The 15363-nt window shown below is 63.9% G+C and carries 13 protein-coding genes; 6 read left to right on the top strand and 7 right to left on the bottom strand.

Features of this window, described 5'->3' with window-relative positions; genetic code table 11:
- Positions 1-21: 21 nt before the first annotated feature.
- Complete coding sequence (locus AC5ZFO_RS13805; RefSeq protein ID WP_496122166.1) at positions 22-2031, bottom strand: putative bifunctional diguanylate cyclase/phosphodiesterase; 2010 nt, start codon at positions 2029-2031, stop codon at positions 22-24.
- Positions 2032-2531: 500 nt separating this feature from the next.
- On the opposite strand from AC5ZFO_RS13805, the gene AC5ZFO_RS13800 reads away from it, so the two are divergent.
- A complete protein-coding gene (locus tag AC5ZFO_RS13800; RefSeq protein ID WP_282524321.1) occupies positions 2532-3848 on the top strand; it encodes an alpha/beta hydrolase in 1317 nt (438 codons plus the stop codon).
- 19 nt (positions 3849-3867) lie between these two features.
- On the opposite strand, the gene AC5ZFO_RS13795 is transcribed toward AC5ZFO_RS13800, so the two are convergent.
- The gene (locus AC5ZFO_RS13795; protein WP_175618126.1) at positions 3868-4146 is read right to left on the bottom strand and encodes a Plug domain-containing protein; all 279 of its coding nucleotides are present in this window, start codon (positions 4144-4146) and stop codon (positions 3868-3870) included.
- 63 nt (positions 4147-4209) lie between these two features.
- Positions 4210-5844, bottom strand: coding sequence for a hypothetical protein (locus tag AC5ZFO_RS13790; protein WP_496122165.1), 1635 nt, complete (start codon positions 5842-5844; stop codon positions 4210-4212).
- Between the two features lie 100 nt (positions 5845-5944).
- Here AC5ZFO_RS13790 and AC5ZFO_RS13785 point away from each other — a divergent pair, with 100 nt between their 5' ends.
- Entirely contained in the window at positions 5945-6754 is an 810-nt protein-coding gene (locus AC5ZFO_RS13785) for an ABC transporter substrate-binding protein (protein WP_282524320.1), read from the top strand.
- Here the strand turns inward: AC5ZFO_RS13785 and AC5ZFO_RS13780 are convergent.
- The 3 genes from AC5ZFO_RS13780 to pstS all read right to left on the bottom strand — a co-directional run bounded on the left by AC5ZFO_RS13780 (position 6728) and on the right by pstS (position 10089).
- Positions 6728-7426 carry an ABC transporter permease gene (locus AC5ZFO_RS13780; RefSeq protein ID WP_282524319.1) on the bottom strand — a complete coding sequence of 233 codons (699 nt, stop codon included), beginning with the start codon at positions 7424-7426 and terminating at the stop codon, positions 6728-6730. The two genes, AC5ZFO_RS13785 and AC5ZFO_RS13780, sit on opposite strands and share 27 nt — an antisense overlap.
- Positions 7427-7688: 262 nt before the next feature.
- Complete coding sequence (locus tag AC5ZFO_RS13775) at positions 7689-8822, bottom strand: NAD(P)/FAD-dependent oxidoreductase (protein WP_496122185.1); 1134 nt, start codon at positions 8820-8822, stop codon at positions 7689-7691.
- Between the two features lie 214 nt (positions 8823-9036).
- Positions 9037-10089 carry a phosphate ABC transporter substrate-binding protein PstS gene (pstS, locus tag AC5ZFO_RS13770; RefSeq protein ID WP_282524318.1) on the bottom strand — a complete coding sequence of 351 codons (1053 nt, stop codon included), beginning with the start codon at positions 10087-10089 and terminating at the stop codon, positions 9037-9039.
- 394 nt (positions 10090-10483) lie between these two features.
- Between pstS and AC5ZFO_RS13765 the strand changes: the two genes are divergently transcribed.
- The 4 genes from AC5ZFO_RS13765 to AC5ZFO_RS13750 all read left to right on the top strand — a co-directional run bounded on the left by AC5ZFO_RS13765 (position 10484) and on the right by AC5ZFO_RS13750 (position 14845).
- Complete coding sequence (locus AC5ZFO_RS13765; RefSeq protein ID WP_496122164.1) at positions 10484-11335, top strand: 3-hydroxybutyryl-CoA dehydrogenase; 852 nt, start codon at positions 10484-10486, stop codon at positions 11333-11335.
- A 267-nt stretch (positions 11336-11602) separates the two neighbouring features.
- The gene (locus AC5ZFO_RS13760) at positions 11603-12067 is read left to right on the top strand and encodes a group III truncated hemoglobin (protein ID WP_282524316.1); all 465 of its coding nucleotides are present in this window, start codon (positions 11603-11605) and stop codon (positions 12065-12067) included.
- A 264-nt stretch (positions 12068-12331) separates the two neighbouring features.
- Entirely contained in the window at positions 12332-12988 is a 657-nt protein-coding gene (locus AC5ZFO_RS13755) for a QcrA and Rieske domain-containing protein (protein ID WP_282524315.1), read from the top strand.
- Positions 12989-13117: 129 nt separating this feature from the next.
- Complete coding sequence (locus AC5ZFO_RS13750; protein WP_445216832.1) at positions 13118-14845, top strand: methanol/ethanol family PQQ-dependent dehydrogenase; 1728 nt, start codon at positions 13118-13120, stop codon at positions 14843-14845.
- A 229-nt stretch (positions 14846-15074) separates the two neighbouring features.
- Here the strand turns inward: AC5ZFO_RS13750 and AC5ZFO_RS13745 are convergent, their stop codons facing one another.
- The gene (locus AC5ZFO_RS13745; RefSeq protein ID WP_282524314.1) at positions 15075-15335 is read right to left on the bottom strand and encodes a hypothetical protein; all 261 of its coding nucleotides are present in this window, start codon (positions 15333-15335) and stop codon (positions 15075-15077) included.
- Between the last annotated feature and the right edge of the window lie 28 nt (positions 15336-15363).

The following is a 15363-nucleotide window of genomic DNA, read 5'->3' as shown; positions in this document are numbered from 1 at the left end:
TGCGGATTGAGATCTGGCCTCTCAGGCCACGACCTTGGCGCCGGCGTCGCCGAGACGCCGGCGTTCCTTTGCGAGATAGTCACCGATCGCATCGCCCGACATCGGCTTTGCGAAGTAGTAGCCCTGGATGAAGTCGCATCCGAGGCGGCGCAGGCTGTCGAGCTGCGCGCGAGTTTCGACGTCCTCGGCGACGCAGGCGATCTCCATGTCGTCGCACAGGCCGGCGAGAGACTTGATGATCTTGTGACTCACCGGATTTTCGTTGATGTCGGCGACGAAGCTGCGGTCGATCTTGATCTTGTCGAGCGGCAGCCGATGCACGTGGCTCAGCGAGGAATAACCGGTGCCGAAATCGTCCAGTGAAATGCCGCAGCCCATGGCCTTCAGCGTCGCGATCGACTGCTGGGCGCGCACGAAGTCGAAGGTGACGGCGGTCTCGGTGATCTCGAAGTCGATCCGGTGCGGCGGCAACCCGCTCTTCTCGATGATCGAGATCAGCGGCAAAATCCCCTCGGCTGCGCAGACATCGTGAGCGGAGAGGTTGAACGACAGGCGGATGTGGTCGGGCCAGGTCCTTGCCGTCGCGAGCGCGCGGACCAGCAGCGCCTGCGTCAACGGCCGGATCAAGCCGATCCGCTCCGCGGCCGGAATGAAGTCGGCCGGTGAGACAAGGCCGAGGCGGGAGCTGTGCCAGCGCGCCAGGACTTCGAAGCCGGCGGTGTGCTCGCTCATGGCGTCCACGATCGGCTGGAACACCAGGTCCATCTCGGTGCTGAAATCGGCGGTGCGGAGCAAGTTCTCGATGACGCCGCGGCTGCGGATCTCGGCCTCGAGCTCACTCGAGAAGATCACTGTGCGGCCGCGGAGATGGCGCTTGGCGTGATAGAGCGAGTAATCAGCGCATTCATAGAGCGCTTCGGCGCTGGTCGCCGAGCTCGGGAACAGCGCGAAGCCGATCGAGCAGGACAGCCCGGTATGGGCGGTGTCGAGCTGGTAGGGGAGCTTGACCTGTTCGCCGATGCGCTGGCCCAGCCGCATCAAATCGTCATCTTCGGGATCGCCGCAGACCACGAGGCCGAACTCGTCGCCGCCGAGCCGGGCAAATTCCACCCGCTGCGGGCCGAAGCCCTCGCAAACTTCGCGGATGCGGCGCCCGGCTTCGATCAGGACGCGATCGCCGACCGAGTGGCCGTAATTGTCGTTGATCGGCTTGAAGCCGTCGAGGTCGATGATCCCCACCGCGACACGAACGCGCCTGCGCTCGGCGTCGGTGAAGGCGCTCGACAGCTCGGCGAAGAAGCGGCGGCGGTTCGGCAGCTCGGTGAGGGAATCGAGATTGGCGAGGCGGAAGTTCTCGTCCGACAGCGCTTGCGTCGCCGCCTGCTGCGCCAGCAGCGATTTGCGGCTCGAGACGAGATCGGCGAAGTCGCGATAGTAGATGAAGAGCACCGTCACCATCGCGCCGGAGACGAGAAGGTTATTGACCGCGATCGCCTTCAGCGTCGGTTCGCCGGTGGCCCAGAAGAATAGCACATAGGGAACGTCGACGACGAGCGTCACGATCAACGCCGCGGAACGCAGATGCATCAGCGAAAAGATGCAGCCGATCACGGTCACCGCCATGTAGAAGGCGACCTGGCTCTTGGCGAAGGCATCGCCGTAAGGGTACAGCGCAAAAGACCATGCGGTGAAGCCGGCGCCGATTGGCAATGTCATCCAGTTGGTGGCGCGCAGATTGCGCAGGATATCGGCATCGCTCCGCACAAGGTGCCGCTGGCGCAGCCACCAGGCGGTCCGAAGCGCGGCGAGCACGGTGAGCACGCTCGGCACGATCAACGTCAGCCAGTCCGGCGCCACGTTGACATAGGTGTAGGCGACGGCGATCGTGTTGCTCATCAGGATGAAATAGAGCAACGGGATCTGCTTGGAGAAGGCGTCGAACTGCGCGCGCGTCAGGTCCGGGTTATCGGCCGGCACGCGAAACAGCCGCATCGTGGCGGCGAGCTGAGACGTCAAACTGGCGACAGGCATTGCAATACGCGCCCCGGATCCCTTCAAAACGGCGGCGATCTTGCACGACGGGGGTAAAGGTCGCGTTAGGTGGGGGCTGTACGAAAAACCAGCGCAGGTTGCGCGCTGCCACGGGATTTTCCAGCCGCGTGCATTGGTGAGATCGTGTTAAGGATATCCGGCGGCGGAGGCGCGTGTCTCAGGCACGCCTCGCCCGCAGCCAGCCGCAGGTACGATCTGCTAACCATGCGAGACCTTGGCTATTTCACGTCAGCGACGGCGCATTGCTGTGCGGTCAGCCGACGCGCGTGCTTGCGCAAGCTGCGTCGTACGAGCTGCGGCAGCAACGGCCTCGCATCCGGAAAAATTCATGAAGCATGCACGGAATAACGGTCGCCGTTCGGTTTGAGCATGGCGGCTATCGCTGGAATGCGGACCCTTGCGGTTTGACCGCGTGCAGGCGGCCCGCCATACTTTGCGTCAAGGCGAGCCAGAAAGACTTGTCGGCACCGGGAGCTGAAATGACCCATTCATTCTCCGTCCTCGCGGGGACGCTGATTTCCCTCGTCTCCTTCACTTCAATTGCACTGTCGCAGCCGGCCTGCGTCACTCAGAACATGGCTGTGCCGCCCGGGGCCAACACCACCGACAAGGCGGCACCGTTCTTCATTGACACGACGGGCCTCGATTTCAAGACGGCGCCGCCGACGCGCGATCCCTCGAACCCCAACTATCCGCGCGCGACCGAACTGCCCGACGGAACGCTGCCGCCGTCCGGCGCCGAGGGCAATTTCATCATCGGGCCTACCCACAATCCCGCGCCGGAGACGATTGCGAAGGAAGGCGTACCACGCGGCATGACAAAATCCTTCACGCTGACGTCGAAGGAGAGCACGATCTACAATCCCGGCCTGATCCGCGACGACGTCGCCGGCTGCACCAATTCTTCGATCATGACGACCGTCACCGCGCCGGATGACAAGTCGCACATGATCGTCACCACCAGCCATCCTGGAATCTGGTCGCGCACGATCGACGTCTACGTGCCCGCGCAATATGTCCGCGGCACCGAGGCGCCGTTCATCGTGGTCGGCGACGGCGGCTCCAACGCCTACAAGGATCTCGCCACGACGCTCGATAATCTGATCGCGCAGCGCCGCGTGCCGCCGATGATCGCGATCCAGATCGGCAACGGCGGCCAGGACGCGCAGGGCAGCCAGCGTGGCCGCGAATACGACGCGGTGTCAGGCGCGTATGCGCAATTCGTCGAGCGCGAGGTGCTGCCTCTGGTCGAAAGGAGTGCCGACGTCAGGCTGACCAGAAATCCGGACGGGCGCGCGACCATGGGGCTGAGCTCAAGCGGGGCTGCGGCCTTCACCATGGCGTGGTTCTATCCCGATCTCTATCACCGCGTGCTGGCCTTCTCGCCGACGATGGTCAACCAGCAATGGCCGCACGATCCGTCGCTGCGTGGCGGCGCCTGGGAGTATCACAGCGCATGGACAGGGCCGGCGGGTCCCAACCTCATATCAAAGGCCGGCGTGCTGACGCCGGCCGAGCCGCCCGGCGTGCCCCTGATCGTCGCCGCGCCGGCGAAGCCGATCCGCTTCTGGTTCTTCGGCGGCGATCAGGACCTGTTCTATCCGAACCCCACCATTCCCGACGGCATGCACGACTGGACTTTGTCGAACGCGCTGATGGCGAAGGTGCTGGCGGAGAAGGGCTACCACTACCAGTTCCTGTTCGTGCGCAACGCCAAGCACGTCGACCGGCCGACGATCGCGCAAACGCTGCCGTCGGCGCTGGAGTGGGTCTGGAAGGGCTATCCGATCCCCTGAACGCGAAGTCGCGCGAAATCTAGCGGCCAATCCCAATCGTCACGCCGGCGGTCGAGCGCATGGCGTCCCGGAGGGTCGTCGCGTTCATGTCGTCAAGGATCTGACGCGTCAGCACGGTGGTCTGGCCGGGCGTGTTGAGGATCGTCTGGCCGCGCGAGGTGGAGAGCCGGTCGGCCTTGTAGGGCGCGGCCGGATCGGTGGCGGGCGCATGGTGCGGGCGTTTGCTGGACGCCGCAAAGGCCCCTTGCGAGATGCAGAGGGCGGCGATCACGACCAGGCGCAATGATCTTGCTGGCATGCGGCCTCCCATGTCCAAGGCGTCAGCCTAGCATATGGCGGGCATGGTCGCAGAGGACAAGGGTCAGGCGAGTGCGGCCTGGCGTTCCCGTATCGGTTCGCGGGTCCGGTCGGGGTTACGCGGCTCGGCGAGCTGGGTAAAGCTGCGGTGACCCGCCGACGCGGGCGCCTCGACGACGACGCCCTCGCAGACGATCTGCCCGCCCGACATCCTGAATTCGAGCTTGTCGTAACGTGGCATGGTCTCGCCGGGCGCGGGCGGCAGCAGCTCGACGCGGCCCTGGATGTTCAGCGCGGCGTCGCCGGCGCCGTGAAGCCGCGGATTCCACATCCTGATCCCGGTCTCCGCCCAGCGCTGCCGGATCAACGTGGCGCGGTCTATGGGTTCCACGACCTTTGCGCGCGTCTTCGGCGCGCTGGGGATCACCGGAGCGGGGGACTCGGAGACCGGCTCCGGCGCGACATGCGTGACGACGCTCGCTGTGTCGGCAGAGGGACCCTCCGCTGCGACCGGGGCGGAATCGTTGGCCGGGACCGGCTCGATCTCCATTGCGACGATCGGCAAGGGAGCGCTGTCGATGCTGCTCTCGGAGGCTTCCTCCGCCGAGGCGTCGCTGTCCGCAAGCGCGACACACGAGTCTTCCACGGCAGACGGCTCAACATCGGCGACGTCGGCGGAGGTATCGTCGTTGACGGCGGGAACGGGGGCATCAACCGGAGCGGTCTCGATGTCGAAAGATGAGACCAGCGCCTCCTCTACGACGACAAGCTCCACCTCGGCTGAGAGTTCGGGAGATGGATCGCTGCCGATAACGGGCTCGGAAACGTTGGCCTGCCGGCTCTCGGCCTCGACAGGCGACAGCCGCGCCTCTTCAACGATGATGGGTTCAACGATCTCCGGAAGTTCCACAGATGGGTCGCTGCTGACGAGCTCGGGAGCATCGACCCGGCCGCTCTCGATCTCGACAACCGGGACCGGTGTCTCTTCTACGACGACGGGTGCGACGTTGGTCTGGAGTTCCGCAGGTGGATCGTTGGTGACGAGATCATGAGCATCGATGGCCTCGCTCTCCACTTCGACTGGCGAGACCGAAACCTCTTCGAGGACGACCGACTCGACCTCTGTCGGCGCTTCCAAGGATGAATCGTTGGCGATGCTGATATCAGTTGGCGCTGCGGAGGGGATCTCCGGGATGACAGAGATAGCCGCGCGATCCTCGGCGAGCGGACTAGCAACGGCGATTTCGGTGTCACTGCGCAGCGGGCTCGTGCTGGTGCTGTCGGGAGCCGCAACAGCTTCTGCGAGGTCGGCAACGATTGCCGGCGACTCGCTTGCCGCGATCGGCACGACGTCGATGCTGCCGCCGTGCGGCAAGGGCCTAAGCCGGGTGAACGCCCATTTCACCGCAGGAATGCGGCGCAGCAACGATATCAGTCTCGAAAGCACAGGGAGTTGTCCAAGAGGTACTCGGCGTGAAGCAATCGCTGATTCGCCAGCAATGCAAAAAACTGCCCCGGCCGTCACATCAATGTCAATGTAGGTGGGACCAATTGCAGAACATCGGTGCGAGGTCAGGGTCCGCAATCCCAGAGGCTTCGACACCGTGACGCTCGCGTATGTCATCGATGACGACAAGCTTTGGCTGCACGAAGACGATTGGGTGAAGGAGCCGGGGCCACAGGCGATCCGCGCCGTCATGCGGTACTGCCCCGACCGCTGATCCTGAGCCGAACGTCGGGGCTTCCCGGCGTCGTCCTTCCTGGCGTAATTTGAAACGTCTGGAAAGTGGGGACGACGCATGAAGAAGCTTGCCGCCATCGCAGCGGTTCTGGCCTGGTCGACATGCGCATTCGCGCAGGATCGCACCATCACCGTGGCCTCGACGACGTCGACGGAACAGTCGGGCCTGTTTGGTTACCTGCTGCCGTTGTTCTCGAAGGCGGAGGGCATCGAGGTGAAGGTCGTTGCCGTCGGCACCGGCCAGGCGCTCGATATCGGGCGGCGCGGCGATGCCGACGTGGTGTTCGTGCATGACAGGCCTGCCGAGGACAAGTTCATGTCCGAGGGGCAGGGCGTGAAGCGCTTCGATGTCATGTACAATGACTTCATCATCGTCGGTCCGAAGAGCGATCCCGCAAAGATCGCCGGCGGCAAGGACGTCACGGATGCGCTGCGCAAGATCGCGGCGGCAAAGGCAACCTTCATCTCGCGCGGCGACAAGTCCGGCACCCATGCGGCCGAGCTGAGATTGTGGAAGGAGGCGGGCGTCGATATCGGCGCCGGCAAGGACAGTTGGTATCGCGAGATCGGCCAGGGCATGGGTCCGGCGTTGAACATGGCCTCGTCGTCGAATGCCTATCTTCTGTCGGACCGCGGCACCTGGCTGTCGTTCAAGAACCGGGGCGAGCTTGCCGTCCTGACCGAGGGCGACAAGCGGCTGTTCAACCAGTACGGCGTCATGCTGGTGAATCCGGCCACGCATGCGAACGTGAAGGCGAAGGACGCACAGGCCTTCATCGACTGGCTGGTCTCGCCGAAGGGGCAGGATGCGATCGCCGGCTACAAGGTCGGCGGCGAGCAGCTATTTTTCCCCAACGCGTCCCACTAGCAGGAAGGCGACGGTCGACACCGCCACACTGAGCGCGAGCAGGATCAGCCCGAGCCCGAGGGCCAGCGGCAGGTCGCCCTTGCTGGTCTCCAGCGCGATCGCGGTCGTCATCGTGCGCGTGAAGCCGCGGATGTTGCCACCGACGATGATGATCGCGCCGACCTCGGCGATCGCGCGTCCGAAAGCCGCGAGAAAGGCCGTCAGCAGGGACGTTCGGCCGAGCGCGAACAGCAGGCCGATGCTGCGCAGTGTCGATAGTCCGTCGATCCGCGCGAGGTCGCCATACTCGGCCCAGAGCAGGCTCGCCGGCCGGTGCACCAGCGCGACCACGATCGGGGTCGCGAGCAGGGTCTGCGCGATCACCATGGCGGTTGCCGTGAACAACAGTCCGGCTGCCCCAAGCGGGCCGGACCGCGACAGCAGAAGATAGAGCGCAAGCCCGACCACGACCGGCGGAAGGCCGAGCAGCGCGTTGGTCAGCACGATGACGACCTGTCGCCCGCGGAATCGGGTGATCGCGAGCAGGGCCCCGAAGGGCGCGCCGATCAGCAGCGCGACGATGCCGGCGGTCAGGCTGACACGAACCGACAGTGCGACGATGCCGAGCAGCTCGGCGTCGGCCTCGCCGATCAGCGTGAGCGCGGCGCCGACGGATCGCGCGAAATCGTTCATCCGGCCGGACGCTTTGGCGTCGGGCAGAATGCCTCGGGTTCGTCGATGTCGAGGCCGCGCAATCGCTTCACGGACTGGTCCCTGCGAGTCTTGTTCAACGACAGAATACCGGGCAGGAACGATTTGAAAACGCGATTCATCCAAAAAAAGAACGTCGGTGCCGTGTTATGCAGGCTTCCGGGACGTGATCTGAGCCGTGCTTCGCTCTTCGGTGGCTCCGCCCCGAGATGTCCCATATGGAGCGCTTCGATGGTCGGTCTGCTCAGGCGGTGCGATCGATCGCGAAGTCGTCAAGTAGCGGAGAGTTGCCTCCGGAGCAAAACGTCGCGAGCAGTTCAGCCGCAAGATAACTGAACGTAATGCCGTTGCCGCCGTAACCATAGGCGGCGAAAATGTTCTTCTGGCCGGGCACCGCGCCGATGAGCGGCAATCCGTCCTGCGTCGTGTCGAACGCCCCCGACCAGCAATAGTCGATCTTGTGGGATGATCGAGGCCAAAGCGCCCCAAGCGTCTGCCTCAGGCGTTCCCGCTTGGCAGGGGTGAGCGCCTCGCGCGCCTGCGGTTCGATCGCGGAATCATCATCCTCACCGCCGAAAATGATCCGGCCGTCCGATGTGCTGCGGGCATAGTGGTAGTCATGGCTCGCTTCCCAGATCAGCGCGTCTTCGGGCCACAGATTTTGGGGTTGAGGCTCTGTGGCAATGGCCCAGCTCGAGGCCGGGCGCTGGATGGTCGGACGCACGATGCTGGGCATCACGTAACCCGTACACAACACCACGCGGTTCGCCTCGATCTCGTGGCCGCCGTCGAGGCCAACGGCGACCTTGGCGCCGGCACTTTCAAAAGCCGTCGCGTTGGCTTGCCGGACAAGGGCCCCCCGTCCGATGGAAATCTTCAGAAGTCCGTGAGTGAGCTCGACAGGATCGGCATCTGCGGCAAGCGGCGACAGGATCGCACCCGCGCGGGCAACCTCAAACCGGCGGAGCAGTGACGCGTGATCGAGAAATACGCCGGGCAGATCGACGCGCGCTCTCAGATCAGACTCCTCTTTCAGGGATTTTCCGCTGTCATCAACTACAAGGTAGAGTGAAAGCCGATCTCTGATGTGGCATGGGATGCGATAGTGGCGCGTCAACGACAACAAGCCCTGGACGGCGCGGAGGCTCGCCGTGTAGCAACGCGCCGCGCGTTCGAATCCGTAGGCCTGGGTAAGCTCGGACAACGGTCGATCGATTTCCCAGAGCAACATCGCGGTGCTTGCGCCGGTACTGCCATGTCCGGGAGTTTCCCGGTCGATGACGACGACCTCGTGCCCGCGACGGGTGAAGCTTTCGGCGATCATAGCGCCGGTGATCCCCGCACCGATAACCAGGACGTCGCATGCGAAGCTTCCGATGACGGGTCGAACGTCTGGTCCGCCGCTCGTGACCCAGGGGGTTACCGAACTCCTGAGGTCACCGTGGTCGATGTCTTCATCGTCGGAAAAGATCGCAAGGCCTCCAACCGGCCGAGTTCAGGCCCGGTGCCAGCTCAACGTGCTCGACGCGCGCAAGGTTCCAGCGGGGAATGGCCTGCCGGCGATTGATCTCTGACCAGGCTTGCTTCGAGCCTCAGCGCTTGACCGCAGCCGATGCCGAGATCGTGGACGCACCAAGGCTCTGCTCCCAGTAACGCTCGATCTGGTCGACCAGGGCGGCCGGCAGCGGCACGTAATTGAGCGTCTCGGCCTGGGCCTTTCCGTTCTCCAGCGACCAGCGCATGAAGTCGATGGTGGCTGCCGATCGTTCCTCGGATTTCGGCGCCTTCGGCATCAGCACGAACGTCGTGGCTGTGATGGGGTAGGCGTCTTCGCCGGGCGCGTTGGTCAGCACGAGATGGAAACCTTTCTCCGCCCTCCAGTCCGCGCTCGAGGCCGCCGCCTGGAACGATGCGGCGTCGGGGACGACGAAATTGCCGGCGCTGTTCTGCACGACGCCGAAGGAAATCTTGTCGAGCCGTTGCAGGGCGTAAGTGTATTCGAGATAGCCGATCGAGCCCGGAACGAGGCTGACGAGCGAGGCGACGCCATCATTGCCCTTGCCGCCGAGACCAAGCGGCCACTCGACCGAGGTGCCTTCGCCCACGCTCGACTTCCACTGCGGGCTGACCTTCGAGAGGTAGTTCGACCAGTTGAACGTCGTGCCGGATCCGTCCGTGCGATGAACCACCGTGATTGCAGTGTTCGGCAGCCTGATGTCGGGGTTGATCGCGCGAATGGCCGGATCGTTCCATGATTTCAGCTTGCCGAGATAGATGTCGGCGAGCATCTGGCCGGTGAAGCGGATCTGGCCGGGCTTGACCCCATCGATATTGACGACCGGCACGACGCCCCCGATCACGATCGGGAATTGCATCATGCCGAGCCTGTCCAGCTCCTTGGGATCGAGCGGCATGTCGCTTGCGCCGAAGTCGACGGCCTCTTTCTTGATCAGGCTGACGCCGATGCTGGAGCCGACCGCTTGATAGCTGACGGTGTTGCCGGTCTTCGTCTTGTATGCGTCGATCCATTTCGCCATCACAGGCGAAACGAAGGTTGAGCCGGCTCCCTTGGTCTCGGCCGCCAGGCTTTCCGTGGCGACGAGCAGAGCGGTGAAGATGATTGGTAGCGCAATATGTTTCTTCATGTGCGCGACGCTAGCAGGCTGGGCACGAAGCCGGTGTGGCCTATGTCACAAGAGTGTAACGGTGCATCCTATTGCCATTTAGCCGAAATTCTATTTTTGCTAAAGGGCCATTGTGTGGCCGAGGCCGGAATGCCCCAGGGCCGGCGCCCGGGTCCTCTTTGCGCCGCGGGCCTCGTCCCGGGGGCGGGACCTGACGCAAAACCGGGCCCACGTGGCCCGCAGGAATGCCAAATCGTACGCTTTAGCGACGGAAGAGCGGCTTTATTCCCGCCTCGGATGCTTTATGGAAGGGCAGGATCAGGTCGCACCCGCCCGGCGGCGGTGCTAGACCCTGATGCAGGAACAATGGGGCCGGGCCGTCTGGCACGCCCGCAAGGATGAAGGATACGCGGCAATGATCGACACGGTTGGCATCATCGGGGCAGGGACCATGGGGAACGGCATCGCGCAGATTTGTGCCGCGGCCGGGCTCTCGGTCGTGATGGTCGACATCTCCGATGCGGCGGTGAACCGCGGGCTGTCGACCGTCGGCGGCAGCCTCGAGCGCCTGGTCAAGAAGGAGAAGATGTCGGCGGCCGATCGCGAGGCGGCTCTCAAGCGCATCACCGGCACCACCGATCGCGCGAAGCTCGCCGATTGCGACCTGGTCATCGAGGCCGCGACCGAGAACGAGGAGCTCAAGGTCAAGATACTGAAGGACCTCTGCGCCACGCTGTCGCCGCGCACGCTGCTCGCGACCAACACCTCCTCGATCTCGATCACGAAGCTTGCCGCCGCAACCGATCGTCCCGATCGCTTCATCGGCATGCACTTCTTCAACCCGGTGCCGGTGATGGCGCTGCTGGAACTCATCCGCGGCTTGCAGACCTCCGACGACACCCACGCCAAGGCGCTGGATTTCGCCAAGCGGGTCGGCAAGGTGGCGATCACGGCCAAGAACAGCCCCGGCTTCGCCGTCAATCGCATCCTGTGCCCGATGATCAACGAGGCGATCTTTGCGCTCCAGGAAGGGATCGCGACCGCCGAGGAGATCGACGCCGGCATGAAGCTCGGCTGCAACCATCCGATCGGGCCGCTGGCGCTCGCCGATCTCGTCGGGCTCGACACCATGCTCTCGGTGATGGAGGTCTTCTATAAGGGCTTCAACGACCCCAAATACCGTCCGGCCCCCTTGCTCAAGGAAATGGTCGATGCCGGCCATCTCGGCCGCAAGACCGGGCAGGGCTTTTACAGCTACGGTACTTAATCACGGAGCCGGGTGCTAAGGACCCGCGGTGCCGTAGGGTGGGCAAAGCGAAGCTTGCCCACCATTGTCGCGATTGGAGAGAGAGGGTGGGCATGGCGCAAGTGCGCCTTTGCCCACCCTACGATTCTGATCAAGGTGCGGGCGCCGGACTCGAAACGCCCGCCGCTCGATCCCGCAATTTGCGCTGCGACAAAGACGCCGCGCGCAATTGGCCCGACAATGTCGAACGGGCGGCCCGCGGGAACAACGGAACGGATAACGAAGGACATGTCGGATCGACTGAAGGCCGAGCGCGAGGCGGCGGCCGCGCGGCGGAACCTGCTGACCCAGGATGCGATCGAGCGCACCGGGATCACCGAGGAGATGATCGGGGAGCTCGTCACCCGCTTCTACGGACGCGTGCGCGAGGATGCGCTGCTGGGGCCGGTCTTTGCGATCGTGCAGAATTGGGACGAGCATCTCGCCAAACTTAGGGATTTCTGGTCGTCGGTCGTGCTGATGAGCGGCCGCTATCATGGTTCGCCGATGCGGGCGCATGTGCCGCTCAGGCTGGTCGGCGATCATTTCGACCGCTGGCTCGATCTGTTCGAACAGACCGCGCGCGAGGTCTGTCCGCCGCCGGCGGCCGCGCTCTTCATCGACAAGGCGCGTCGCATCGCCGACAGTTTTGAGATGGCGTCGGCGACCATCGCCGGCCGCATCGCTGCGCCGCGTCACGTGCTCCGGTCCTGACGACAGCAAGTCTGCCTGCAAAACGTGCAGTTGTATCGCTCCGAGGTTGCGCTGCGCGACCAATAACGCGTTGCACCAATTCCGGCATCATCGGTCTGATCTGCAAAATCATCATGCCGATCGCGCGACGCGACGTTGCAATTGCAAATATGCGCTGGAACGCATTCATTTGCGTTCAACCAAAGCGAGCAAAGACATATTGATGTGCTGCGGCGCCAATTCTCCGCCTTTTTTTCGGCAGAGTTCCAGCGCCTGCTAACGTGCATGTCGCGCGCATCATTCAACACCACTTCCTCATCGTCCTCCGAGAGCACCGCGGAACCTGAAGTCGACGCGGGCATAGAACAGACGCGGCGAACGCTGCTGCTTGGCGCGCTCGCCACGACCGCCTGCCTTGGTTGTTCCACGCAGGCGCGCGCGGGCGAGGATCCGCCAGGCTCCGACGAACGTCCGCAGAAGGGTGATCTCCTCGTCTTCTCCGAAGGCGACCAGGGGGGAAAGCTCATCACCGCGGCCGATCTCCCGGCCGGTGGACCGCCGGTCCATGCGTGGCCGAAGGATCCCAACACATCGGTGGTGCGCAGCGCCTCGCGCCTCAACGAAATCCTGATCGTCAGACTCGATCCCGCCGAGCTCGACGAGAAGACCCGCGCGCGTGCCGTCGACGGCATCCTGGCCTATTCGGCGATCTGCTCGCATGCCGGATGTCCCGTCACCGCCTGGGTCAAGAGCGATGTCGGCGACAAGGATGTGTTCAAGTGCATGTGTCACAACTCCGAATACGATCCCCGCGAGGGCGCGCAGGTCGTGTTCGGCCCGGCGCCGCGGCGTCTCGCCGCCCTGCCGCTCGCGCTGGCTGACGGTTCGCTCAGCGTCGCCGGCAACTTCATCGGAAAGGTAGGTGGCGTGCAGCCAGGATGATGGACGGTGCGGGTTATGCCCGCGTCACGAGAGGCCGCATCCGCCGAGGGGCGGACGACGGGACGAACGACAAGAATTCAAAACAAGAATTCAAACGGATGAAAAAGGGGAACGTCCATGAAAACTTCCATGACCAGGAAGCAATGGTTACTGTCCGGCTTCGTCGCCTTCACGTGTCTTGCCTCGACCGCCGCCGGCGCCGGCCCGATCGAGAATTATTCTCCCGTCACCGCGCAGCGGCTGGAAAATCCGGAACCCAGCAACTGGATGCTCTATCGGCGCACCTATGACGGGCAGGGCTATAGCCCGCTCGACCAGATCAACACCTCGAACGTCAAGAATCTCACGCCGGTCTGGACGTTTGCCACCGGCGTGGTCGAAGGCCACGAGGCGCCGCCGATCGTCAACAACGGCGTGATGTTCGTGGCGACCCCGATGGGCCAGGTGATCGCGCTGAACGCGAAGACCGGCGACGAGTACTGGCGCTACAAGCGGCAGCTCCCCGACGATCTATTCCAATTGCACCCGACCAGCCGCGGTGTCGGCCTCTGGGAGGACAAGCTCTATCTCGCCACCACCGACGACCACGTCGTGGCACTCGACGCCAAGACCGGCAAGGTGGTGTGGGACACCAAGGTCCAGGATTACAAGAAGGGCCAGTACATGACCCTGATGCCGTTGATCATCGACGGCAAGGTCATCGTCGGCGGCTCCGGCGGCGAGTTCGGCGTGCGCGGCTATGTCGCCGCCTACGATGCCAAAGACGGCAAGGAGCTGTGGCGGACCTACACCATTCCGGGCGAAGGCGAGCCCGGTCACGACACCTGGCAGGGCGACGACTGGAAGAACGGCGGCGGCTCGGCCTGGATGACCGGCAATTACGACAAGGACACCAAGACGATCTATTGGGGCGTCGGCAATGCCGCGCCGTGGCCCGGTGAGATGCACCCCGGCGACAATCTCTACACCTCGTCGGTGCTCGCGCTCGATCCCAGCAACGGCAAGATCAAGACCTATCACCAGTATCACCAGAACGATTCCTGGGACTGGGACGAGGTCGAAGCGCCGATGCTGATCGACCTGCAACGCAATGGGCGCAACATCAAGAGCCTGGTCCATCCCGGCCGCGACGCGATCTTCTGGGTGCTCGAGCGCACGCCGACCAAGATCAACTATGTCGCCGGCTGGCCATTCGTCTCCACCGACGTCTGGAAGGGCATTGATGCCGAGAGCGGACGGCCGATCGTCGATCCCGATCACAAGCCGGCCGTCGGCAAGCGCGTCGAGTTCTGTCCGTCGCTGTGGGGTGGCAAGGACTGGCCGTCGGCGGCCTATAGCCAGAAGACAGGCCTCGTCTACGTGCCCGCCAACGAGAATTTCTGCGGCGGCTTTACCGGCGAGAAGCTTCCGCTCAAGCCCGGCGAGCTCTGGCTTGGCACCAAGCCGGAAGACATCGGCCTGAAGACCAAGCCCGGCGCGGATCATTTCGGCGAGCTCCAGGCCTGGGATCCCGTCACCGGCAAGAAGGTGTGGCAGCACAATTTCCCGAAGTCGCAGTTGTTCGGCTCGGTGACGGCGACCGCAGGCGATCTCGTCTTCGTCGGCGGCACCAACGACCGCAACTTCCGCGCCTTCAATGCCAAGACCGGCGAGCTGCTGTGGGAGCAGAAGACAAACTCCGGCATCATGGGCATGCCGTCGTCCTATGAGATCGACGGCACGCAATACATCGCGATCCAGTCGGGATGGGGCGTCGACGCGCAGCGCATCCAGGATGCGCTCGCGACCAACAATATCGGCATCGAATCCAATGTGCCGCAGGGCGGCGTCATCTGGGTGTTCGCGCTGAAAAAATAAGCTCCGCGGGCGGATCGCAAAGCGGAGCGTCAGGGGGCAAATGCGGCGGACGGCAACGTCCGCCGCATTTTGCGTTTGCGGTCAGGATTGTCACTCGCGCCACGAACTCGTCATGCCCGGGCTTGTCCCGGCCATCCATGTTCTTCGTGCCGCGGCGGAGGTCGTGGGTGGCCGGGACAATCCCGGCCATGACGGCGAGCGGCGGTTTGTGGGCGCAGGCGCCGAACCGCTACTTCCCCTGCCGATCAACCTTGTCCTTTTCCTTCTGGTTCATCTCCTGAACCTTCGGATCGGAGCTGGTCTGCCCGGTGGTCTGCGTGGTCGAAGGCGGCGGAGCGCCGGCGTTGGGAAGCGAGTTCTGGTCCGGTGCGGTGGGGCGCGTGGCGGTGGTCGGCGGGGCAGTGTTGCTTTGGGCGAACGCACAAGTGGTCGTCATGAAAAAGGCGCCCGACAGCAACGAGACTGCGAGCGCCTTTGAGATGTTGATCATCGATCTGCTCCTGTCAGATCGATAGAAA

The sequence above is a fragment of the Bradyrhizobium sp. Unk1 genome (genome assembly GCF_059512345.1).
This window is presented reverse-complemented; position numbering and strand designations above follow the sequence as displayed.

Excerpts from the sequence above, each read along its gene's own strand:
- AC5ZFO_RS13800 (WP_282524321.1), top strand. The coding sequence starts at position 2,532 with ATGACCCATTCATTCTCCGTCCTCGCGGGGACGCTGATTTCCCTCGTC.
- AC5ZFO_RS13765 (WP_496122164.1), top strand. The coding sequence starts at position 10,484 with ATGATCGACACGGTTGGCATCATCGGGGCAGGGACCATGGGGAACGGC.
- AC5ZFO_RS13755 (WP_282524315.1), top strand. The coding sequence starts at position 12,332 with ATGTCGCGCGCATCATTCAACACCACTTCCTCATCGTCCTCCGAGAGC.
- AC5ZFO_RS13760 (WP_282524316.1), top strand. The coding sequence starts at position 11,603 with ATGTCGGATCGACTGAAGGCCGAGCGCGAGGCGGCGGCCGCGCGGCGG.
- AC5ZFO_RS13795 (WP_175618126.1), bottom strand. The coding sequence starts at position 4,146 with ATGCCAGCAAGATCATTGCGCCTGGTCGTGATCGCCGCCCTCTGCATC.
- AC5ZFO_RS13750 (WP_445216832.1), top strand. The coding sequence starts at position 13,118 with ATGACCAGGAAGCAATGGTTACTGTCCGGCTTCGTCGCCTTCACGTGT.
- AC5ZFO_RS13785 (WP_282524320.1), top strand. The coding sequence starts at position 5,945 with ATGAAGAAGCTTGCCGCCATCGCAGCGGTTCTGGCCTGGTCGACATGC.
- AC5ZFO_RS13790 (WP_496122165.1), bottom strand. The coding sequence starts at position 5,844 with ATGACGGCGCGGATCGCCTGTGGCCCCGGCTCCTTCACCCAATCGTCT.
- pstS (WP_282524318.1), bottom strand. The coding sequence starts at position 10,089 with ATGAAGAAACATATTGCGCTACCAATCATCTTCACCGCTCTGCTCGTC.
- AC5ZFO_RS13805 (WP_496122166.1), bottom strand. The coding sequence starts at position 2,031 with ATGCCTGTCGCCAGTTTGACGTCTCAGCTCGCCGCCACGATGCGGCTG.
- AC5ZFO_RS13745 (WP_282524314.1), bottom strand. The coding sequence starts at position 15,335 with ATGATCAACATCTCAAAGGCGCTCGCAGTCTCGTTGCTGTCGGGCGCC.
- AC5ZFO_RS13780 (WP_282524319.1), bottom strand. The coding sequence starts at position 7,426 with ATGAACGATTTCGCGCGATCCGTCGGCGCCGCGCTCACGCTGATCGGC.